Origin of the sequence: Photobacterium makurazakiensis (genome assembly GCF_050336715.1) — a bacterium.
Lineage (GTDB): Bacteria > Pseudomonadota > Gammaproteobacteria > Enterobacterales > Vibrionaceae > Photobacterium > Photobacterium makurazakiensis.
In genome coordinates this window covers 1-22,106 of sequence record NZ_JAKJSJ010000022.1, presented here as the reverse complement: position 1 = coordinate 22,106, position 22,106 = coordinate 1, and the positions used below count along the sequence as shown (strand labels likewise).

At 42.4% G+C, this 22,106-nt stretch carries 19 protein-coding genes; 10 read left to right on the top strand and 9 right to left on the bottom strand.

The annotated features are described in order from the left end of the window. Window positions 1–35: 35 nt before the first annotated feature. The gene (gene iolE / locus L4D09_RS11005; RefSeq protein ID WP_428457558.1) at window positions 36–929 is read right to left on the bottom strand and encodes a myo-inosose-2 dehydratase; all 894 of its coding nucleotides are present in this window, start codon (window positions 927–929) and stop codon (window positions 36–38) included. Window positions 930–1,504: 575 nt separating this feature from the next. Between iolE and L4D09_RS11000 the strand changes: the two genes are divergently transcribed. Together L4D09_RS11000 and L4D09_RS10995 are read left to right on the top strand one after the other, a co-directional pair. Continuing rightward, on the top strand, window positions 1,505–2,947 hold the full coding sequence (locus L4D09_RS11000; protein ID WP_428457557.1) for a sugar porter family MFS transporter: 1,443 nt from the start codon (window positions 1,505–1,507) through the stop codon (window positions 2,945–2,947). An 82-nt stretch (window positions 2,948–3,029) separates the two neighbouring features. Continuing rightward, window positions 3,030–3,914, top strand: coding sequence for a LysR family transcriptional regulator (locus L4D09_RS10995; RefSeq protein ID WP_428457556.1), 885 nt, complete (start codon window positions 3,030–3,032; stop codon window positions 3,912–3,914). A gap of 43 nt (window positions 3,915–3,957) precedes the next feature. On the opposite strand, the gene L4D09_RS10990 is transcribed toward L4D09_RS10995, so the two are convergent. Continuing rightward, on the bottom strand, window positions 3,958–5,517 hold the full coding sequence (locus L4D09_RS10990) for an EAL domain-containing protein (RefSeq protein ID WP_428457555.1): 1,560 nt from the start codon (window positions 5,515–5,517) through the stop codon (window positions 3,958–3,960). Between the two features lie 125 nt (window positions 5,518–5,642). Further along, complete coding sequence (pdxR, locus tag L4D09_RS10985) at window positions 5,643–7,064, bottom strand: MocR-like pyridoxine biosynthesis transcription factor PdxR (protein WP_428457554.1); 1,422 nt, start codon at window positions 7,062–7,064, stop codon at window positions 5,643–5,645. Window positions 7,065–7,168: 104 nt separating this feature from the next. Here pdxR and L4D09_RS10980 point away from each other — a divergent pair, with 104 nt between their 5' ends. Both L4D09_RS10980 and L4D09_RS10975 read left to right on the top strand, forming a co-directional pair. Continuing rightward, complete coding sequence (locus L4D09_RS10980) at window positions 7,169–7,906, top strand: GNAT family N-acetyltransferase (RefSeq protein ID WP_428457553.1); 738 nt, start codon at window positions 7,169–7,171, stop codon at window positions 7,904–7,906. 72 nt (window positions 7,907–7,978) lie between these two features. Further along, entirely contained in the window at window positions 7,979–8,716 is a 738-nt protein-coding gene (locus tag L4D09_RS10975; protein WP_428457552.1) for a metallophosphoesterase family protein, read from the top strand. A gap of 14 nt (window positions 8,717–8,730) precedes the next feature. Here L4D09_RS10975 and L4D09_RS10970 read toward each other — a convergent pair whose 3' ends face one another. From L4D09_RS10970 to L4D09_RS10960, 3 genes are all read right to left on the bottom strand, one after another. Then, a complete protein-coding gene (locus L4D09_RS10970; protein WP_428457551.1) occupies window positions 8,731–10,449 on the bottom strand; it encodes an amidohydrolase in 1,719 nt (572 codons plus the stop codon). 436 nt (window positions 10,450–10,885) lie between these two features. After that, window positions 10,886–11,995: an FAD-dependent monooxygenase gene (locus tag L4D09_RS10965; protein ID WP_428457550.1), complete on the bottom strand. Its 1,110-nt coding sequence runs from the start codon at window positions 11,993–11,995 to the stop codon at window positions 10,886–10,888. Window positions 11,996–12,142: 147 nt separating this feature from the next. Further along, entirely contained in the window at window positions 12,143–13,330 is a 1,188-nt protein-coding gene (locus L4D09_RS10960) for an MFS transporter (RefSeq protein ID WP_428457549.1), read from the bottom strand. 96 nt (window positions 13,331–13,426) lie between these two features. Between L4D09_RS10960 and L4D09_RS10955 the strand changes: the two genes are divergently transcribed. From L4D09_RS10955 to L4D09_RS10945, 3 genes are all read left to right on the top strand, one after another. Continuing rightward, complete coding sequence (locus tag L4D09_RS10955) at window positions 13,427–14,197, top strand: AraC family transcriptional regulator (protein WP_428457548.1); 771 nt, start codon at window positions 13,427–13,429, stop codon at window positions 14,195–14,197. Between the two features lie 517 nt (window positions 14,198–14,714). Then, window positions 14,715–16,163, top strand: coding sequence for a formate transporter FocA (focA, locus tag L4D09_RS10950; RefSeq protein ID WP_428457547.1), 1,449 nt, complete (start codon window positions 14,715–14,717; stop codon window positions 16,161–16,163). Window positions 16,164–16,183: 20 nt separating this feature from the next. Beyond that, window positions 16,184–16,483, top strand: coding sequence for a hypothetical protein (locus L4D09_RS10945; RefSeq protein ID WP_428457546.1), 300 nt, complete (start codon window positions 16,184–16,186; stop codon window positions 16,481–16,483). A 99-nt stretch (window positions 16,484–16,582) separates the two neighbouring features. On the opposite strand, the gene L4D09_RS10940 is transcribed toward L4D09_RS10945, so the two are convergent. Genes L4D09_RS10940 through L4D09_RS10930 form a run of 3 tightly spaced genes read right to left on the bottom strand, consistent with a single transcriptional unit; the run spans window position 16,583 to window position 19,168 of the window. Beyond that, window positions 16,583–17,323 (bottom strand): sulfite exporter TauE/SafE family protein, encoded by a 741-nt coding sequence (locus tag L4D09_RS10940; RefSeq protein ID WP_428457627.1) that lies wholly within the window; start codon window positions 17,321–17,323, stop codon window positions 16,583–16,585. Window positions 17,324–17,330: 7 nt separating this feature from the next. Continuing rightward, window positions 17,331–18,218 carry a sugar phosphate isomerase/epimerase family protein gene (locus L4D09_RS10935; protein WP_428457545.1) on the bottom strand — a complete coding sequence of 296 codons (888 nt, stop codon included), beginning with the start codon at window positions 18,216–18,218 and terminating at the stop codon, window positions 17,331–17,333. 56 nt (window positions 18,219–18,274) lie between these two features. Beyond that, window positions 18,275–19,168, bottom strand: coding sequence for a TIM barrel protein (locus L4D09_RS10930; RefSeq protein ID WP_428457544.1), 894 nt, complete (start codon window positions 19,166–19,168; stop codon window positions 18,275–18,277). A 211-nt stretch (window positions 19,169–19,379) separates the two neighbouring features. On the opposite strand from L4D09_RS10930, the gene L4D09_RS10925 reads away from it, so the two are divergent. From L4D09_RS10925 to L4D09_RS10915, 3 genes are read left to right on the top strand one after another with little or no spacing between them, the layout of a single operon-like run. Continuing rightward, a complete protein-coding gene (locus tag L4D09_RS10925) occupies window positions 19,380–20,591 on the top strand; it encodes an acetyl-CoA C-acetyltransferase (protein WP_428457543.1) in 1,212 nt (403 codons plus the stop codon). A gap of 13 nt (window positions 20,592–20,604) precedes the next feature. Continuing rightward, window positions 20,605–21,261 (top strand): CoA transferase subunit A, encoded by a 657-nt coding sequence (locus L4D09_RS10920; protein WP_428457542.1) that lies wholly within the window; start codon window positions 20,605–20,607, stop codon window positions 21,259–21,261. Beyond that, window positions 21,258–21,941, top strand: coding sequence for a 3-oxoacid CoA-transferase subunit B (locus L4D09_RS10915; protein ID WP_428457541.1), 684 nt, complete (start codon window positions 21,258–21,260; stop codon window positions 21,939–21,941). The genes L4D09_RS10920 and L4D09_RS10915 overlap by 4 nt, the downstream gene beginning before the upstream one ends. Window positions 21,942–22,106 lie beyond the last annotated feature (165 nt).

Here is a 22,106-nt window from a genome sequence, read left to right as displayed (position 1 = left end):
GCATCTAACCGCGCCCCCTTTCTTAGCTTTTAAATTTACAAGCCGTACTTTGTTGCGTAACCAGTGATGTTTTCGTAAGCGGTTTTAGCGTACTGAAGAGGGTTAGCTTTTGCTGGATCTTGCTCAGCTTCAACTAATAACCAACCTTTATATTCACGCTCTTTTAATGCAGCGAATACGTCGTCATAATCCACATCGCCAGTACCAGGAACGGTAAATACACCATCAAGAACTGCATTAAGGAATGATTTATCTGCATCGCGAGCGGCCTTCATTACGTCTAGGCGAAGATCTTTAAAATGCATGTGGCCAATACGGTGACCCCAACGCTTGATCATGGTGACTGGGTTACCACCACCATATGTGATGTGACCAGTATCCAGTGTTAGGTAAACAGAATCGCCCGTTAGCTCCATCATTAGGTTGATGTCATCTTCTGTTTCACAGATTGTGCCCACATGGTGGTGGAAGGACAGCTTGATGCCATGCTCATTAAGTAGGTAATCAGCGACTGTAGTCAGTTTCTCGCAGTAAACTTTCCACTCATCCATCGTTAGGATAACGCGCTGTGACAGTGGCGTATTAATGTCGCCATGAACAGTGTTGCTAACTTCACCAAACACCATTGCGCCACAACCTGCGGCTTTTAGTAATTTAATGTGTACTTGCATGGCTGCAATTTCTTCTTCAGCGGTTAGCGTCATTAGGTTGCCGCTGTACCAACCAGAAGCCAATACCAAACCGTGTTTTTCTAGAAGAGGAATTAATACTTCAGGCTCACGTGGGTATTTTGTACCTAGCTCTGTTCCCGTGAAACCTGACTCTGCCATCTCGCTCAAACATGTTTCCAATGGGATATCGCCGCCAAGTTCAGGCATATCATCATTAGTCCAAGTCAGTGGGCTGATTCCATATTGCACATTGCTCATGTTTGTTCTCCAACAATTTCTTCATTAAATAATTAATTTGATGAGATAGCTTTATTGTTCTTTGGATTATGTCTTTTCCACAACCGGATAAAGAACGTTTCAATCTTCACCATTTGCTTCGTTGAAATTACTATACCCAAAAAAACACAAATGAAAAATATTTTTCGACCATGAAAATGATTTTCAAAAATAATTATCAACATTGAAAAAACCCAGTGAACACGCGGCCTGCGGCGATTTTATGAGCAAGATCACACATGAAAAAACCACAATAAAAACAATGAGTTAAATAAAATAAGAGAGTTGAAAAATATTTTTCGCAATTTGAGCCAGCTAACACTTTTGATGAAAACACCCTTTCACCTGTAGCCGGATGCGGATTGAAAGCATATGATTTGATTCACCGCCAAATGGAAAAAAATTTCCACAAAGCAAAATATAACCTCTAAATATAAATGGCGGAACCAATAACCGATACATACATACCCTACAGTAATAAAAGTATCGGACGACTACCCAACTCAAACTTATTCGATGGTTGAGTATGAGAAGGGAATCTCAACAAGGAGTAGAACATGTCACCCACAATTGGGGCTGAGTCCCATAAACATAATATTGCCTACATTGTACGAATTTGCTGTATCGCGGCCCTGGGGGGAATTTTATTAGGCTACGATACCGCGGTAATTTCAGGGGCGATTGGCCCGATTAGAGAGCACTTTGGCCTAACATCAGCGCAAACTGGTTGGGCAGTATCAAGTGTTGTATTAGGTAGTATCATTGGTGCAGTTAGCGCCGGGTGGTCAGCCCTTAAATATGGACGCCGAAAGACCCTCTTTATTGCTGCAATCCTCTTCATGATTTCCGCCATTGGCTCTGCCCTTGCCAGTACCTTCACTATTTATGTTTTATTCCGTATTATCGGTGGTGTTGCAGTCGGCTTAGCCTGTGTTGTTTCACCAATGTACATGTCTGAGGTTGCTCCAAAAGACTTCCGTGGCCGCGCTGTTAGTATGTTCCAGCAATCCGCTGTTATCGGTCAAACGGGTGTGTTCTATGTTAACTATCTGATTGCAAAAGGTATGTCAGAAGCTTGGTTGGTTGACTTAGGTTGGCGTTGGATGCTTGGCTCAGAAATTATCCCAGCCGCACTCTTTGCAGGATTACTCTTCCTAATTCCAGAATCACCACGTTGGTTAGTACTAAAAGGCCAAGTGGATAAAGCAAAAGAAACCCTTTCTCGCATTTCTAATCCTGCGCATGCTGATCGCCTAATTACTGAAATTCAAGATTCATTGGTTGATTCTCGCTCATCAAATAAAAGCAAAGTCAGCCTGCGCTCTCCACTACTGTTTTCTATCTTGATCATTGGTACATTCGTTGCTGCTGCACAGCAGTTAACTGGTATCAACGTTATTATGTACTACACCCCTGAAATTCTACGACCAATTGCAGGTGGTACTGAAAACGCCTTGTTCCAAACAACCTTTGTTGGTGTTGTCTTTATCTTAGGTAATGCACTAGGTATGTACTTAATTGATAAAGTGGGCCGTTTGCCACTAATGAAATATGGTACGTTAGGATGTGCATTAGGTATGACTATCGTCGGGTATGTTCTGTATACCGGCACTGAAGGTTATGCTGCACTATTTGCTCTATGTCTATATGTTGTTGCATACGCAACGTCATGGGGCTGTGCATGTTGGACTATGATTTCTGAAATATTCCCGAACAGCATCCGTTCACGAGCAATGGCTATAGCAGTCGGTGCGCAATGGTTCACGGGTTTCATCGTAACTCAGAGCTTCCCGATGCTTAACGACAACGCATTCTTGAACGAGCATTTCAACGGTGCATTCAGTTTCTGGATTTTCGCTGCCCTATCTCTAATCTGTATGGTTGTTGTAGTGAAATTTGTTCCTGAAACGAAAGGTGTTAGCCTTGAGGATATGGAAAGTGTCATGGCAGAAAAATTAGGTAAGAAAGCCCCAGTAAAAACTGCAGAGGCAACTGCTTAATTTAACGTATAGCTAAACCATAGCAGGCTCCCCTTGGGTAGCCTGCTTTTCGCATTAAACGGCATTTTAAAAGGGAGACACAATGCTAGATAAAATGGCCTTCTTTGTTTATGTCATCCGCACTGGATCTATTTCTGCAGCGGCGCGTAAATTCAATATATCGGTATCTGCAGGTAGCCGTTGGCTGCAAGATCTTGAACAAAGTTTTGGCATTACCTTATGCCGTCGTACCAATCGCTTGTTAACGGCGACGCCTGCGGGGCAAAAGCTGGTTGATGAGTTCTCCCCTTTAGTGGATAACGCAGAGCAACTGTGTCGAACCATGCAAGACTATCAAGATCACGATAAAGGCCACATTAATATCGCTTGCACACCTGTTTATGCCAATAACTACTTAATGGATAAGATTAGCCGCTACTTAATTGACCACCCAGAAGTCACATTCAATGTGAATGTGACACCTTGGGCACTCGACCATGCCAGCGATGCTGATTTGGTGATCAGTGCCAATGCTTGCTACCAGGGGTATAGAGAGAAAGATCTCCACCTTGTTCGACGTGAACTGATGCAAAGTCCATTTTCAATTGTTGCTTCACCGTCTTATCTTGCGCGCAAACCTGTTTTGTCACAACCAAGTGAGCTTGCACAACATCAATGTTTATTTGCGACAACTCTAACGGGTAGTAACGATTGGATTTTCAAAAAACAAGGCGAGACTCAAATGGTCAAGGTTCCTAAATCGCTTGAGGTGAATGACAGCGATTTACTATTACAAAGTGCCATAAATGGCGCAGGTATTGCCTACCTACCAGCATTCATCGTTGAAAAAGATTTATCATCCGGAAAGCTGATTTCATTGCTAAACGATTATGAAACCAGTATTTGGAGCTTGAATCTGTACTATCACCCACCAGCAAAAGCTTCTGCTGTTGCTAGTCATTTTAAGGCTTTTTTACTTGAGAATTAGTCAATGGCCGTTAATCAGGGTTAACATTTAGCGTGAGCAACACTTACGCTTTTTTAGATAATAGCAGACGCTTAAATCTTTCCATGTTGACAGGGCTGCTATGAAGATAGCCCTGACTATAATCTACCTGTAAACTTGATAAGTAAGTAAGTTGCTCTTCTGTTTCAACGCCTTCGGCAACAATTTTCAATTCTAATAGTTTGGCAACACTGACAATATTCTCGACCAACTTCTGCCTTATTGACTCCCTTTCTGCTTCCCAAATAAAGCTTTTATCAATTTTAAGGCCATCTATTTGTAATTCCCTCAGTCCCTCAAAATTCGAAAAACCCGTACCGAAGTCGTCAATAACAACGCTAAAACCAACAGTGCGCAAATGGCGAACACCTTTGCACAAAGCAGGTAGATCATGAATTTTTTGTTCCGTTATCTCAATAGTAAACATAGAGTAATATTTAAGGGGCAATAACCGACTAAATACCTGGAGAATATGATTTGAGGCAATGTCATCAGGAAAAGCATTTATCGATATACGGCACCGCCCAAGTAAGTTTTCCTGTTTTAATTCAGCCACGCACTTTCTAATAACTGCCTCGGTGAGCTCTCGAGTCTGCCGATTACTTTCAATATATTGAATGAATTTTTCAGTCGGTATCCATTGATTATCAACCGTTTTCCAACGAGATAACACTTCAGAGCCAATAACCGTATTGGACGTTAACTCAACAATTGGCTGATACTTGAGGTGTAGCTGTTGTTCATTAATACCATGGTATACCTGACGTGGTAGGCTATACATTGAGGTATAAAGACGCCCACCTAATAACGTAACCAACCCATACACTAAGATAAAAAAGAACACCAAGAAAATAACAGCGGCAGGCTCACTTTTAAAATAAGCAATAAGGTCGACACCGATGACTTTGCATTCTGAACTTCCACGACACTCACTATAGAGCCAATGGCCGTCTTCGTACCACTGCTGTCCAGAGGTCAATTCAACAAATTGTTCAGGTGAAAAATTATTACTACCGTAACTATAAGAGACCTTCCCATCAACAATCCCGAAGCTAATATATTTCAACCACAAAATTGTTGAGCGACTCTGTACTTGCTGATAATCAAGAAAAGCTAGAAAATCACCTTCAAGTACTGCTATCCCTGTTTCTTTGCCAGCAAATAACGGGATTGGCTGCGCTAGAATCACACTGATTCCTTCAGCCGTCACCCAGTCAGGAGTAAGTATGGGAATCGGCTCTGCTAACAAACCACTGTCAGACGTACAGACAATTTCCCCATCTCGTGTATAAGCGATAGTGGTTAAATATTTGGCATAATAATCAAGCTTCTTCATATTATGAACTAAGCCATCAGTACAACTTATATCTTCAGGAAACAAGTCCTCAAGCTCAACTATACTGGCAGAAATGTCATTATTAAAACCATCAGTCAGCCTGTCTAGCTGCTCGATCAAGGTGTTTTTATGATCCTCCCACCCATTAATCAACACAAAAGCAGTAAAAGGTAAAAGAATTAAAGACGCAAACACCCATAAAACGATCAATAGCTGGTATTTCTTAAGGTAGGTGGGTGCTTGTTTCATTGTTATAATTGTGCCGATAGCATATAAAGCGAAGCATATTACTGCAACAGGCCGTATCATTCACATGCTTTATATCAAAAAAACTGTCGTACAGTGTAAATAAACAAAGACAGCAGAAAAAAGAGCTATTCAGCCATCAATTGAGCCAAAATCTTCACCCCTTGTGTGATTTCATCTTCAGTAAAACCACAAAAACCGAGCAATAACCCCTGTTGCGACTGCCGTTGGTCGGCATAAAAAGGAGATAATGCGGAAACGCCTAACCCACACTGCAGTGCATGGCGTTCTATCTGCTTATCACTTTTATCAATTGAGAAGTGAAATGTCAGTTGCATACCAGCTTGATGGTCTTTGATATAACCACACCACGATAAATGCTCATCAAGCAAATTCATAAGATGTCGCCGACGCTTTGCATATATTCTCCTCGCTCGGCGCAAGTATCGATAAAAATCACCATTATTCATAAAATCAGCCAATGGCTGCTGAGGCATAATGGGCGCCCGAGAAAATAGCGGTTTATTCACAGATCTAAAGGCAGGCACAAGTGACTTGGGAATCACGACGTACCCAAGGCGAAATTGGCTCGAAAACAGCTTACTGAAACTCCCCACGTATAAGGTTCGTTGTTGTAGGTCCAAGCTCGCTAAGGCCGGGATTGGGGAACCAAAGTAACGAAACTCACTGTCGTAATCATCCTCAACGATCCAACACTCATTTTTACTCGCCCATTGAAGTAGCTGCTGCCGTCTGTCTGCCGCCATTGCCCCACCCAATGGATATTGGTATGACGGGGTAACAAGTATTAGCTGAGGATTGCAATTCGGTAATGTTGCCCCTTTATCATCAATGTCTAAATCAGCAATAACATAACCTTGTTGCTGGATAAATTGCCGTGTGGGTAAGTACCCCGGATTTTCCAAGCCAATGGTGTCACCTTTTGCAGTCAGAGCATTAATACACCGTTCCAATGCATCCGTTGAACCCGATGTCACCACCACCTGCTCAGGCTCTGTATTCATCCCCCGCCACTGATGAAGGTGATCGCAAATCGCCCACCTTAGATCTGCATTCCCGTTGGGGTCATCGCAAAGCAACAAAGCTTCGGGGTGATGACGACATACCTTCGCAACAGTTTTAGCCCATAGTTTGTAAGGGAACAAACGCATATCAGCAACACCGGGCTGCAGCAACTTTTGTCGTTGTTCACCAGCCGTAGGGGGTAACGCTTTCTTACCCGGAGTTATGTGTCGTAACGCTCCATTCGGTTGTGCTGCCGCATCTTCGGTATAATTGACTCGATAACCTGAACCTTTAATGCCTTCTATATAGCCTTCTGCAACCAACTGCTCATAAGCCATCACTACCGTTGAACGGGAAACCCCTAACTCTGCAGCAAGCGTTCTTGTTGCTGGTAATTTTTGCCCTCGTTCCCAATTAACACCGTGCACTTGTTGACGAACATAACGGCAAATTTGCTCAAATAATGGCAACGACGACGATTTATCTAAAGCAAAAGAAATACTACAGTTTTGTTGGGGTCGCATAATATTGGACTGGTTAAAAATACCTTTATTGGACGTTAACAACAATCCAAAATAAGTACAAGATACACATAAGGTAAGTAAACTATTCAATAAAGGAAAATGAAATGACCACGCGATTGAACCGCCTAAATCAACCTATCGGCCAAGCCCTACCGGATTGGAGCGGTGCACAGCAAACATCCCCAATGACTCTAAATGGCAATTATTGCCAATTAGCCCCCCTTAACTGTCAGCTGCATGGCGATGACCTTTATGACGCATTCTTACTAGATAGTGAAAACCGTACTTGGACCTATTTATTCATGGGGCCGTTTGGCAATAAAGCTGACTTCAAGCAATGGTTAAATGATATCGAGAACATGCCAGACCCACTCTTCTTTGCCATTATTAATCCCACTACCCAGCGGGCTGTCGGCCTTGTTTCATACATGCGTATCGATCCTAAAAATGGGGTGATAGAAGTGGGTAACTTAGTATTCTCTCCGCAACTAAAGCAAACACCATTATCAACAGAAGCACTGCACTTATTAATAAAGCATGCTTTCGAAAAGTTAGGCTACCGACGTTGCGAATGGAAGTGTGACTCGCTTAATGAACCGTCACGCCGTGCTGCTGAGCGCTTGGGGTTTAAGTATGAAGGGCTATTCCGACAAGCTATTGTGTATAACGGACGAAACCGAGACACCACATGGTACTCAATAATTGATAGTGAATGGCCTCAGCTATCCCAAGCGCATCAAGCTTGGTTATCACCTTCGAATTTCGATTGTAATGGAATACAAAAACAGCGCTTAGGTGATTTCATCCCTCATATTTCGCCTTGTTCAAACGGTATTGCCTAACGCTGTTGCTTTCATTTAACATACAGCCTTGCCGTAACAGCCTAATAAAATTGCAATTTTTAGGGATATATAGTGAAAGTTTTTCAGATCACCGACACTCACTTAGCTAAGACAGCCGGAGAGCATGACGCTAACTTGGAGAAACTGTTAAATATTGTTGACCAAGATCCGGAAGAGAGCATTCTTCTACTTACTGGAGACTTAGCAAATGATGCAGTACCTGCTGCCTATAATCGGCTTAAGTCGAGTATTGAAAAAAGAGCCAATATCTCCCATTGTTTTGCACTAGCAGGTAATCATGATGACTTGAACTGTATGAAAGCGTGCTTTAAGGACAGTAAAATCCAAATAAAGCAAACAGCGAATATTGATGGGATCCCCTTTCATTTCCTTGATACAAGTAAAAAGCCTCTAGGTACAGAGCTTGCCTTGGGGGCTGGAAGAGTCGCAAGAAAAGAGATGGCAGCGTTGAAGAAAACGATAAGAAAAAAGCAGGCTGTCATTGTTTGCCATCACCCTATTCTCGATGTCAGCAACCAATGGTTTAAACAAATTGGTATTGAAAACCAAAACCAGCTTATTCATGCTTTTAAAACCAAGCAAATGATCATCAGTGGCCATGCTCATCATTACTTTGAAATACAACAAGGTAACATCCAACAATTTGTTGGTATTTCATCATCTTACGGATTTGAGCATGATATCGTACAACCCAAAAGAACAGCTAAGGTAGGAATGACCGTCTACAAGGTTCAAAGAATGCAAAAGCATATTCATGTTTCCCTTTTTGATAACCACTACCTTAGCTAAAGAGTTATTGCGGATTAAATAACGTCATTCACATAAACAGTCTGCCCTGCTTTTAAGGTTTCCAGAATAGTAATATCAGCAATTTTACTCCTCTCGACAGTCAATGGATTATCCGAGAGGATGACCAGATCGGCGAGTTTTCCTGGAGTAATCGAGCCTTTACTGGCTTCTTCGTGGTTCTGATATGCTGCATTAATTGTTATCGAAGCTAGCGCCTCATAAGGCGTCGCCTGCTGATCTTTGCCAAGGATTTTTCCACTACGTGTAACGCGGTTAACGGTATTGAACATTAATCGCAGCATATCGGGGTCAACCACAGGGGCATCGTTATGGGTAGTATACGGAATGCCCAGCTTTGTCGCTGATTTCGTCGGGCTAATACGCTGTGCTCTTTGTTCACCAAATACTACATCGTTATGCCAGTCCCCCCAAAAATAGGTATGAGCAGAAAAAAATGAAGGGATCATTTCAAGCTTTGCCATTTTTACTAATTGGTCATCACGGGTCGTCTGTGAATGAATCGACACCGGACGAATAATACCTAAATCAGTGCTTTCATCCGTTACCGCTTCCAATGCATCCAAATACATATCAACCGACGCATCACCGTTAGTATGTACAATGAACTGGTACCCCTTATCGACATAACGACCGAGCTTACTTATTAAGAAATCTCGCTCTAGAGTCGGGTAACCAACATAACTATTAGCACTGCCTTTTGGGGGTGTTTTATAAGGTTGGGTCATAAATGCGGTTCGTCCCTGCGGAGAACCATCTAATACCAACTTAATACCGGCAATCCTAAAGTTATTTTCATAGTTTTTACTAGGTTTATACCCCTTACGCTCCAACATCGCAAAGGCATCCCAGGTCGGATAAGCTGCGATATCAAGATAAAGAGTATTATTTTTAGCGAGCTCTTCATAACTTTTGACTGTGTTATAACTAGCAGCTCCATCCTGAGCGGTCGTAATACCAAAGCTAGCGTAATAGTGTTGAGTTTCTTTATAACTCTCAATCAACTTTTCAACATTGGCTTCTGGGGTCATGATCATTCCCAACGGCTTTTTCATTGCCGTCTCTTCAAGTACACCATTTGGCATGCGACTACTTGGTTCTCTAACAATCTTCCCACCGGTTGGATCTGGGGTGCTTTCATCAAAACCGAGCAACTCTAGGCCTTTTGTATTTACTACCGCCAAATGGTACGAAGCGTGAATGATAACTACTGGCTGGGTTGAACTGATTTTATCGAGATCATGGCGAGTTGGGTGGACTTTTTCAGCAAGCAAAGAGTCATCATAACCAGTCCCAATAAGCCACTCACGACCGTTTACTGATCTCTTCTGCCAAAAACGTTTCATTTCATTGATAAGTTCGGGGATAGAGTCACTGGAGCCAACCGGAGAAGGAGAAACATTGGCATAATTAATGGTCTGCGCCACAATACTAAAATGACCATGGCTATCAATAAAACCCGGCACTATCGTTTTACCTTCTACATCAATAACTTTAGTGCTACCTCCTTTTAATTGACTGACTTCCTTATCGCTGCCAACTAATACAATTTTGCCATCTTTAATCGCAATACTCTCAGCCTCAGCCTGTTGCGAGTCCATTGTAATGACCTTGGCGTTACTATATATCGTATCTGCTGTTTTAAACTCACCCGCAGTGAGCGCGGCAGAAGCCAATATAAAAGACGTAGCTAAAGGGATGGTTTTCGCTTTCATATAACTTAAGTCCTTTCAAGTAAATTGAATGTCTTAACTCATAGGCTGACAACCCAAAAAGTGGCACAGCAGCTTGCTATGACAATGGCAGACCTCTGGTCGTTAGTAGGAATTACTTCGAATCACTTTGACTGGCCATTAATAGAATTTATAACTCTACGCTGTAGTAATAAAGTGATTACTAGAGACAACATAGGTTAATTATTTCGATTATGCGAACAGGATGTTCCATAAAGTTGAATTTGATCGCTGAGTTACAGTGAATTACTCACCCTAAGGAGTCGTTTTGTACTTGCGGAGTATTCTAATTATTTGATATTTGTTGCGAGCTAAGTGAGAAATTAAGCGATTTAAATAAGTTTAGACGTAAGCACGACAGCCAACAGAAGACCAATAATAAAACCTGTTATACAAACAGGCTTTATTACGATAAGTATTAAAACGGCGACCGGCTATTCACTTCAGTAAACTGTTGATAGAGCCCTGCAACCTCAACTGGATTAAAAGCTTCGGTATACGTCAGTTCACTTAAGCGGTGAGTGATATTTTGCAAATCGTGTGAGCGTTGCTGGGCACGTAATTGGTAGCGCTGAAATGCAGCAGGCACATCATAAAAGTTCGAAGCTAAGCTCTGAGCAAGAATAAATGCGTTCTCAATACCCAAGCTAAAACCAATCCCCATCGTCGGTAAAACCGCACAACACGAATCACCCAATAACACCGCATTATCACGAGACCAGTTATCAAAAGGTGCCACATCAGCAAGTGGTGATGGCATAATTTGCTCTTCCGGTGTTTGCTTAATCATTTCCAATAAGTACGGTGAGTAGCCGCTAAACTGTTCGAGGATCGTTGCTTTATCTAAGGTTTCACCTTGCTCAACAGCACAAGCAGCAAACCAATATTTAGCATGAGTTTCACGATCGTAAGTGTAGGTAACAATACGTGAGTGCATACCAGCGAATACATAACATTCATCATCACTGAGCTCGTCAGTATCAAAGTTTACAATACCGCGGCAACAATAGACGCTAGGATTGCGAACAGAGATGTCAGGGGCGACAAATTGACGAACTTTAGAGAAAATACCATCAGCACCGACAATTACATCGGCAATTAACGGCTCGCCATTCACCATTACGGTATCATTCTCAACACTACATCGCTGACCTGTTCGAATATTTTCCTGACCATAAGTATCTAGCAATAGCTGATACAGATCACTGCGGTGGAACAAACCAACCTCTGCATTTACCTTGCTGCCCGCTTCACGCATAGAAAGCCGGTTTATTATCTCAGATGAAGCTGTTGCAGTGGTGAGCACATCGACCGTATTACCCAAGGCTTTTACTTTAGCGGCATCGGTTAATGCAGCAAGCACCTGCATCCCCTCAGGCCACATAATAATACCGGTGCCATCAATGCGCGGTTTATCTGACTTTTCATAAACTGTCGCTTCAATACCAAACATCCTCAGCGACAATGCTAGCGCTAACCCATTTAGCCCTGCCCCAACAATTGCCACATTTAGAGACTGTTTATCCATTACCTTCACCATATGTTATTAGTATTTTGCGATAAGGTAGCAATAAGTCGTGCAATTTAATACAGTAATGTCTAACTTTTCGGTCAGTATTATATTTGAAATAATTCTCTATAAAATTCATCGACTAACGCTTGCACTTTCACATGACTAGGTTTTAGCTATAATCTGTATTCTTCCAGCAGTACTCTTCGCAGGCATTCCCCAAGCCGCTAACACCGCGCCTCCCATCAGCGTTGCCAACAACCAGTACAAATGAGTAAAGGCGCCTGTCGTTCCATAAATAGTCGCGATAAGCCCATACGCTGCAGGGCCCGTGCTGAAACTGAGCATATACTTAAGCGCATACATTCTCGAGCGCCACTGATTAGCCGCATACTTACCTATTAGCCAATCGTTGATTGGAATTTGAGCGTACATACTAAAGACTAAACCTGTTAAGCATAAAACTAGCCCCCAGCCCGAAGCGACAGAAGACAACAGAAGAAAAACTGTTTGAGCTGCAACAGAAACCAATAGTAAAGATCGTGCTGAAAGCCGATCTAACAACTCTCCGATAATGAGCTGTGAAACAGCCGCTACGAGAAAAATACCCGTTGCCAGTAGTCCAATCGCAGACAGCGAAGTGTCGAACGTGCTTTGCAAAATTTTGGGCAGCACCGTAGTGATACTTTGAAAAACTAACCCGCCAAATGTCGCAATAACGGCAATCGTGACAAAGAGCCTAATTAAACTGGCTTTTATATCCTCTATTTGAGTCCTTGAGTGATGTTTAGATTGCTGGGGATACTCAATGGCTTTTACCGTAAAGCTATAAGCGACACCAACGAGTAAACAAAAAATACTGGGGATTAAAAAAGCCACCTGCCAACCAAACATTTGAGAGAGATAAGATGTTACAACGGCAGCACAGGCTAAACCAATATTTCCAGCAAGACCATTTATAGCAATAGCCCGCCCAGTTTTATTTGCTGTACTGTAAATAATGGCTAGCCCTACGGGATGGTATATCGAAGCAAAGAGCCCAATTGCAGTAACCCCTAACGCAAGTTGTGTCGGCGTTTGAGCAAAAGCGGTAAAAATACCAGCCCCCCCCATACCGTAGAAGAAGATGTGCATCATCGCTTTTTTGCTCCAACGATCACCCAACCAGCCTGAAGGCAATGCCCCTAGGCCATACGCGAGTACACCAAACATACCTAGCTTCAATAACTCTGCGTAGCCAATGTCCCATTGATCTTGTAATCCCAACACCGCTGTAGGAAAAATTAAAATAAAGAAATGATTAAGTGCATGACCTAAGTTCATAACTTGAAAATGTCGTCGCTGAATATTCATCATTGTTCCCGTTTATTCCATGATGAAAACAGTTTACAGCGCCAGTATTTGTCTCATAGACTCCATTAAGCCAACTTATTGCCCGAATGAGACATTATGAGTAACGCTATTTTGAATACTGGAATACCACATGCGGCCATTGTTATCCCTCAGTCTTATCCAGACAGCCACATAATTGACTGGCATCATCATAACTTCTCCCAATTAGTTTTTGCCTGCAGTGGCGTCATGATCGTGGAAACCCATGAGAACCTTTGGGTTATTCCATCTCAAAGAGCCGTATGGATACCAGCAGGTACATTGCATAAAGTATCAATGCACGGGCATGCTGAAATGCGTAATTTCTATGTACAAGCTGAATATGGCAACGACAAAGAGCTACCAAAGCAAAGCTTTGTATTGAATGTAACCCCGTTGATGCGAGAATTACTCCTGCATCTAGCAACCATAGATCTGGAAACCGCAGATAAGCACGAAGTAGAAAGGCTAATCAAAGTTGTTCTTGATCAACTGCGTTCAGCCCATCAAATAACCTTCTATTTACCTGTTGCCACAGACACAAGGTTAGTAACCATTTGTGAAGCTTTAATCGCTGCCCCTTCTAATCACGACTCTCTTAACGAATGGGCATCACGTATCAATACCAGCAGCCGTACATTAAGCCGTTTATTTCGCAAAGAATTAGGCATGTCTTTTATTGATTATCGCCAACAAGTAAGACTGTTTGAAGCCTTAAAACAACTAGCTAAAGGAAAGTCTGTAACCATAGTCGCTATGGAAGCTGGGTTTTCAAGCCAAAGTGCATTTAACCGGTTATTCAAAAGGAGTTTTGGGGTTACACCTGGCAATTTTTTCAGCCAAAAGTAAGTCATTTTCATGCCAAATCTCACCCCCAAACGTGAAAATTCAGCTGAAATTTAATGGCAATCAGGATGTTCACCACCTTCCTCTACAATGTAACCTATTAATAACTTATTATTGTTTGTTTCATTTACTCAATAAGAAAATCTAAATCAAGATTAGCTAACCATACCCTTTAGCAACCTCTATAAGCTGAATCCCACTTATTAAGCATAAAATGGAAACACATTAAGAGTGATTTTTACAAAGCCTAACTCTTTCTTTACTATAGCTTTATATGTAACCTATCATCAATCCAGTTCTGATTCGTACACTCCCCTTCTAAAAAGTCATCACTCCACGCGAAATTGTAATCATATATTGCAAATCTTTAATATAAAAAAATATGATTTACACATATAATGCCATCAATTTTTCTTATTACAGCATCGATTGATACTTTGCCTACCTCACTTAAGCAAGAAGCTTAAGTGGAAAATGGTAAACCCCGAAGGGGAAAAGATGTGCAGAACTTGGGGTAAGCATGAGTAACGGGGATTCCAACAACAATCAGCTGTTTTCGCCAATGGAAATGATGGCGGAAGCGGAAAAATTCGCACTAAGTAAGGCTAAGAAAACCAGTGGCATGACACTGGGACTAGCGACCATGGCAGGTGCGTTTATCGGTTTAGCTTTCGTGTTTTATATTACTGTAACAACAGGGAGTGCCACTTCAGGGTGGGGACTTAGCCGTTTAGTCGGCGGTATTGTTTTCAGTATGGGGCTGATTTTAATTGTTTTGTGTGGAGGGGAACTGTTCACCAGTTCTGTGTTATCAAGTATTTCTTGGGCTAATCGCCAAATCTCATTTAAAAAAATGTTGTCTATATGGGCCAAGGTATACATTGGTAACTTCATCGGTGCCATGTTTATGCTTTTGCTGATCAGCGCTGCCGGGCTATTTCTATTGAATCAAGGCCAGTGGGGACTCAATGCACTGAATATCGCCCAACATAAAATTCACCATACGCCAGTACAAGCTTTCTCTTTAGGTGTGCTATGTAACCTATTGGTTTGTTTGGCAATTTGGATGACATTCAGCTCTGCAAATGCCTTAACAAAGGCCGTACTCATGATTCTGCCCGTCGCTATGTTCGTTTCTAGCGGGTTTGAACACTCCGTCGCAAATATGTTTATGGTGCCGCTTGGTATCGTTATTCAAAATTTCGCCCCTGAGCAATTTTGGCAGATGGTTGCAGCAGAACCGCAGCAGTACAGTGATCTGACAATATCAACCTTCCTTATGGCGAATTTACTTCCAGTGACGCTTGGCAATATTTTTGGCGGAGCGGTATTGGTTGGGCTCACTAATTGGTGTATCTTCCGCCGCCCACAGCTAAAAGCAACGAACATCCGGTCAATCACTCAGCGTTTAGACATCGTATCAGTCAAGGAGGCAGATATGCTCTCTCACGTAACAATAAAAGACATCACAAACACACAGCCACTTACATTAACAGCCGATATGCTTGTGCCAAATGCGGTTGATAAAATGATTGAGGGCAATGTTTCAGGTGCACCAGTTTGTGATGTAAATGGTCGCTTAGTCGGATTCCTTTCAATGTACGATTTAATGAAGGAGCTTTGGTACCAAGACTACCAGCCCAACCAGGGAACTAAAGTCGTCGACCTGATGAATTGTGAGGTAGTGGCCGTTGATGTGAAAGATCGCTTGGTAGATGTTGTTGAATATCTCTGTATCGATAAAGATCAGCTTTATCCGACCTCAGCAATGGGAATAGCAACCAGCATGACTTCTCTACCATTAGAGGAGCGTGTAAAAGCCATGAAAGTAAGCAAACCGCGCATACTACCAGTGCTACAAGATGGTGACTTTATCGGTACGATCACTCGTGATAGCGTCATGGCAAAGTTACGACATGTCTACCCAAAGCACGCCACTGAAAAAGTGTCCCGACTAGAAATTGCATAATTAAAGAAAAAGGGATCAGCATGGAAAGCTTAATGGTGATGTCATCTGCGATATTGTGGACTATTGGACGTTATTATATTTGTACCCCTGCACAGTGGCAGGCCAAGCATTGGTTTATCAAAGGGCTTGCTATAACATTGGCACTCTTTCCGACGGTGTTATTTTTCCATTGGGACAAATTAATGACGTCTGCGATGATATCTTCAAAAAATCAGGTCATCTACTGCGAAATATCGCTACGTCTATTTTTAATTGTTATCGCAATCCAAGGCGTTATGGGAGTGACTTTTATCGTTAGCTCCTTAAAAAGTAGAGCGTAGTCTTTATTTTTTTAAGGCATTCGAAAAGCACTTAATCTCATTATGCTTAGGCCATCAAATAAGCCCCTAACGGGGCTTTTAAATTCAGCGAATGCAGAGCTAAATAAGTCCATCAATAAAGAGTTTCAGCCCTGAGATAAATAGGAATACATAACATAATCGATACACCCACTCTTGGCTAACACGGTGCAATAACCACACACCTAAGTACACGCCCACAGGTGCCAATGGAATTAATAGTAAAGCTGTCATCAAATTAGTTGAATCAAATTCACCTAACAAGGTATAGGGAACCAACTTGAATAAATTGATGATAGAAAAAAGCACCGCCATTGTCGCTATCAAGGTGATTTTTTCAAGCTTAAGCGGTAGCAAGTAAATACTCGCAGGGCCGCCACCAGCATGGATCGCAGTACTGGAAAAACCACTTAAGCTGCTCCACCACCACGCACTAAATGCACCAGACGGTTTAGTCTGTTCACTTTGTTTCAGTACATACTGGGCACAAAATAATAAAGATAAGCCACCAATTAATAACTTCAGTCCAGCTTCCGGCGTTACACTCAAGAATACACCCGCTAAAAATACTCCCAACAGTGAGCCTGGCAGCATTTTTTTTAATATCGGGTAATCTGCATTTTTATAATGCTGCTTAACGGCAAAAGCATCCATTACACACAGAATTGGCAGTAAAATAGCAGCAGCTTGAGTGGGCGATACAACTAATGCCATTAACGGCACCGCGATAATACCAAGCGCCCCACCCAAGCCACCTTTACCGATCCCATAAATCAACACTGCAGGTATAGCTGTTACGTAAAACCAAGGGTCGGTAACAATCACGAATTTACACTCCAAGTCCTGCTAAATAATTACGACTCTTAATAAGATCGGCTTTTACTGTAGCGGCCTGCATTACAGGTCGCTCTTGCTCAACCACTATCCAACCATCGTAATTAATATCTTCAAGCGCTTGAAAAACTTCCGAATAGTGAACATCACCGTCCCCCAATGGACGAGTAAGTCCAAGCGTATAGGCTTGACTAATTCCGCACCGGTCACGAAGTGACTTGTGGAGACGCTGTCCATCAATATCTTTCACATGGAGGTGTTCAAGCCGATTTCCGTAACGCTTAATATATTCTTCGGGCTTCATGCCATCAATGTATAAATGCCCCACATCAAGACACAAACCAAGCAGATTCGCTGGGATATGATTCATCACAGCAGCAATTTCATCAGAAAATGCCACATACCCACCAGAACTCGGATGAAGTAGAACTCGAAGCTCTTGCTCTTTCGCTAGTGATGCAACAGCAGCTATCGTTTCAATCATATCTTGTTGCTGCTTATACGATAACCGAGGAGCAATTACACCATGTCCAATATAAGCATCACGTTCCGTATTAGCTTGATCCATGATGATCAGCTTATCAACTCCAATTGCTTTTAATTGCATGATGACCTGATCTGCGGTTTCAATAATCTCTGCTTTTTTGGATGGGTTGCTGAACTCACCATGTAAATTACCGGCACACACTTGTATACCCCGGATTTTTAATGCACCGCGTAACACCTCTGTTTCAGATGGGAAAAAACCAACAGGCCCCAACTCAATACCTTGGTAACCCGCAGATTGTGCCTCAACTAAAATTTTTCCCCAACTTGGATTTTGTTCAAGTTGTGCTTGCTCAACTCCCCAACAGCATGGGGCACACGCCACTTTCATTGTCATAATTACATCCCTTCACGACAAACTACTAAAATTCAGCTTAACTCTACGAGTACCAATTACAGCGCAAAACCGTTATCAAGTAGATACTGACGGCTCTTTTTAATATCAGGCAAGGTAGTATCTGCGTTACGTGGATCGCGTTCTTGTTCAATGGTGATCCAACCGTTATAACCAATGATTTCCAATGCACGCGCAACTTGTTCGTAGTCAACAGCCCCTTCGCCAATAGGACACATAACCCCATCAGCACAAGCTTGCCAAAATCCAACTTGCTTCATTATGGCTTTTTCTAATCGCGCTTTATTTACATCTTTAAAGTGGACATACTCAAGACGCTCTGCATACTCAATTAAACTCTGAGCGGGATCCATTCCAGCATAATAGAGGTGACCCGTATCAAGACATAAACCAGCATCATCAACAGAGATATCATTTAACATCCTATTAAGTTCATCCTGATACTCGATATAGCCCCCAGCATGCGGATGAACGACAGCACGCACCTGATATTTTTTTGCAATCTCGCTGATCATTCTTATTGTTGTCATCATGACATGCCAACGCTGATCATCTAACCGCGGTGCTTGCTCTGATATACCCGCATAATGACTACGAATATCGTTTACACAATCAATAACAACCAGTTTGGTTGTGCCAATTTTTTGTAATAACCCACACAACCGTTCGGTCTTCGCCAAAATATCAGTTCGCATTTCAAGTTCAGATAGCGGTTCAAAAATGGTTCCCGCACATACTTCCAAACCTTTCAAATACAATGCAGTATTCACCGTATCGGCATCTAGTGGTAAGAATCCATATGGGCCGAGTTCAAGGCCAACAAAACCCGCTAACTTTGATTCTGATAACACTGTCATCCAATTCGGATTATGCGGATTAGAGTCAGACTCAACTCCCCAGCAGCAAGGGGCACACGCAAGTAAATTACCCATTTTTAAAACCTCTACAAATACATTCAATGTCAATTTAATAAGCTATTGGGAATACAGCTTATAGATAAACACTCGCTAATTTCGTGATACCTCCCCCATCCTATCTTTGCATTTACGCAAATCAGATTTGAATCTTTGGCTATAACACCTCCCTGCTCGCTCCTCGTACACTGAAAGCATGTTGTTAAGTTAGTCATAGGAATTAAGCAGTATGGAACCTATTTATATCGTTGCGGCAAAGCGTACCCCCATTGGTAGTTTTAACGGTGCTTTAGCCCCTGTTTCAGCCCCTCAACTTGGTGCAGCGGCTATTAAAGGAGCGCTAAACCAATGTCATCTTGATCCGAGTTTTATTGATGAAGTGATTGTAGGTAACGTACTCAGTGCAGGAATGGGGATGGGGCCAGGTCGCCAAGCCGCTATTGCGGCAGGTATCCCTGAAACAGTCCCAGCTTATACGCTTAACATGATCTGCGGCAGCGGTATGAAAACAGTGATGGATGGCACCAGTCATATTCGATCTGGTGATGCAGAGATCGTATTAGCTTGCGGTATTGAAAGCATGTCTCAAGCACCTTTTGTTAGTTCTTACCAGCTAAGAAACGGTGTAAGAATGGGGCACCAAAGCCTTGAAGATACGATTATAAAAGATGGCCTAACGGATGTTTTTAACCAATACCACATGGGGCTTACCGCTGAAAATATCGCAGAGCAGTTGAATATTAGCCGAGAAGAACAAGATGCTTTTGCCCTAGCTAGTCAACAAAAAGCGGTTGTAGCAATTGAAGCGCATGGTTTTAGCAGTGAAATAGAGCCTGTTTGTGTCACCCACCATCGTAAAGAATATTATGTCAGCACCGATGAATACCCAAAATCAGATGCGACCTTGGATAAATTACAGTCGCTACGCCCTGCATTCAAAAAAGACGGTACGGTGACAGCTGGTAATGCCTCTGGTATTAATGATGGCGCTTCTGCGATTATTCTTGCCTCTAAATCAGCGATTGAACGTTATCAACTTGAGCCGCTTGCCGAGATCATTGCCTGTGGTCAGGCAGGTATGTCACCGAAAGTGATGGGGTTGGGCCCAGTACCTGCCATTGCGAACGCATTGGATAAAGCGAAACTTTCACTCACCGACATTGACTATTTCGAACTTAATGAAGCTTTCGCCGCTCAAGCGCTTGGCGTGATAAGAAGCCTTTCTGAGCAACATAATGTGGAAGCCGAATGGATTCAGTCTCGCACTAACCACAATGGTGGGGCTATCGCTCTAGGTCACCCACTAGGGGCGTCAGGCAACCGCATACTAACCACTCTGATTTATGAGCTAGAACGTAAACAACTTAATTACGGGTTAGCCTCTTTATGTATTGGTGGTGGCATGGGTACAGCAGTCATTATTCGTCGCTGTACAGCCTAAAAAGGAATCAATAATGAAAAAACATATAAATGAAGCAACGATTGCTGCGCTACTGCATGATGGAATGACCATTATGATAGGTGGGTTCATGGCGAATGGTGCCCCTGAAGGCTTAATTGATATCATTTTAAAAAGTAATATCAAAAATATCACCCTTATCACTACCGATACCGGCACACCAACAACAGGCTCCGGTCGTTTAATTAGCGCTAAACGTGTTAGCAAACTCTTTGCCTCGCACATTGGTACTAACCCAGAAACTGGCGCACAAATGAATAGCGGTGAGCTAGATGTCGAGCTTGTTCCTCAAGGGACACTAGCCGAACGTATTCGCGCTGCAGGTGCAGGACTTGGTGGTGTGTTAACACCAACAGGGTTAGGTACTGTTATTGCAGAGGGAAAGGAAGTCATTAATATCGATGGTAACGACTTTTTACTAGAGAAACCATTACATGCAGATTTAGCTCTAATTCGTGGCTCTGTAGTCGATACAAAAGGAAATGTTTTCTACAAACGCACTACTCAAAATTTCAACCCCCTAATGGCAACAGCGGCTAAAACCGTAATTGTCGAAGCTGTGACGCTCGTTGAGACTGGTGGAATTGAACCTGAATCTGTACATACTCCTAGCCTATTTGTTAATCATATCTACCAAGGAGCAACAGCATGACTGTTCAACGAGAAAGACATCAAATTCGCAGAATGATTGCATGGCGAGTTGCTCAAGAACTCAAAGATGGTGATGTGGTTAATTTAGGCATTGGTCTTCCTTCACTCGTTGCCAATGAAACCAATAGCGATATCGAAATTTTACTTCAAGCAGAAAATGGTTTGATCGGTATCGGAGAAATGCCAGATGACGAAAATATAGACCCAGATCTAGTCAATGCTGGTGGGCAACCTATTACAGCTACAGCGGGCGCTTGTTATTTTAATAGCGCAGACTCTTTCGCTATTATTCGCGGGGGACATGTGGACGCAACGGTACTTGGCGCGCTCCAAGTGGATGAGCATGGCAACCTTGCCAATTGGATCATTCCGGGGAAAATGGTGCCAGGAATGGGGGGGGCAATGGATCTCGTGGTCGGTGCAAAGAAAGTTATTGTTGCAATGGAGCACACTGTTAAGGGTAAACCTAAACTTCTCAAACATTGCTCTTTGCCATTAACAGCTGCGAATCAGGTAAACCTTATTATTACCGAGATGGGTGTAATTGAGTTAAATGATAAAGGCATGGAGCTCAAAGAAATTGCACCGAACGTAACCGTTGAAGAAATTCAAGCAATGACTGAAGCAACACTGCATATCTCACCAAATTTAATTGAAATGCCCATTCCTACTAATTTATAGTTTCAACGTTAATAGGGTAAGTGAATCATTTACCCTACTCCCTCTATGACTTAGGGTCGAGACTTCTATTAATTATTAGTTTCAACCTCTAATTACTACCTCAACAATCACTATAGATTGTGTTTCACTTGAGTATATAAGGCTCATTCTTTATTTGTATTATTG

Coding starts and splice junctions, on each gene's coding strand:
- L4D09_RS10995 (WP_428457556.1), top strand. CDS start 3,030: ATGCTAGATAAAATGGCCTTCTTTGTTTATGTCATCCGCACTGGATCT.
- focA (WP_428457547.1), top strand. CDS start 14,715: ATGAGTAACGGGGATTCCAACAACAATCAGCTGTTTTCGCCAATGGAA.
- L4D09_RS11000 (WP_428457557.1), top strand. CDS start 1,505: ATGTCACCCACAATTGGGGCTGAGTCCCATAAACATAATATTGCCTAC.
- pdxR (WP_428457554.1), bottom strand. CDS start 7,064: ATGCGACCCCAACAAAACTGTAGTATTTCTTTTGCTTTAGATAAATCG.
- L4D09_RS10915 (WP_428457541.1), top strand. CDS start 21,258: ATGACTGTTCAACGAGAAAGACATCAAATTCGCAGAATGATTGCATGG.
- L4D09_RS10945 (WP_428457546.1), top strand. CDS start 16,184: ATGGAAAGCTTAATGGTGATGTCATCTGCGATATTGTGGACTATTGGA.
- L4D09_RS10960 (WP_428457549.1), bottom strand. CDS start 13,330: ATGAATATTCAGCGACGACATTTTCAAGTTATGAACTTAGGTCATGCA.
- L4D09_RS10920 (WP_428457542.1), top strand. CDS start 20,605: ATGAAAAAACATATAAATGAAGCAACGATTGCTGCGCTACTGCATGAT.
- L4D09_RS10980 (WP_428457553.1), top strand. CDS start 7,169: ATGACCACGCGATTGAACCGCCTAAATCAACCTATCGGCCAAGCCCTA.
- iolE (WP_428457558.1), bottom strand. CDS start 929: ATGAGCAATGTGCAATATGGAATCAGCCCACTGACTTGGACTAATGAT.
- L4D09_RS10935 (WP_428457545.1), bottom strand. CDS start 18,218: ATGACAATGAAAGTGGCGTGTGCCCCATGCTGTTGGGGAGTTGAGCAA.
- L4D09_RS10965 (WP_428457550.1), bottom strand. CDS start 11,995: ATGGATAAACAGTCTCTAAATGTGGCAATTGTTGGGGCAGGGCTAAAT.
- L4D09_RS10955 (WP_428457548.1), top strand. CDS start 13,427: ATGAGTAACGCTATTTTGAATACTGGAATACCACATGCGGCCATTGTT.
- L4D09_RS10970 (WP_428457551.1), bottom strand. CDS start 10,449: ATGAAAGCGAAAACCATCCCTTTAGCTACGTCTTTTATATTGGCTTCT.
- L4D09_RS10930 (WP_428457544.1), bottom strand. CDS start 19,168: ATGGGTAATTTACTTGCGTGTGCCCCTTGCTGCTGGGGAGTTGAGTCT.
- L4D09_RS10925 (WP_428457543.1), top strand. CDS start 19,380: ATGGAACCTATTTATATCGTTGCGGCAAAGCGTACCCCCATTGGTAGT.
- L4D09_RS10990 (WP_428457555.1), bottom strand. CDS start 5,517: ATGAAACAAGCACCCACCTACCTTAAGAAATACCAGCTATTGATCGTT.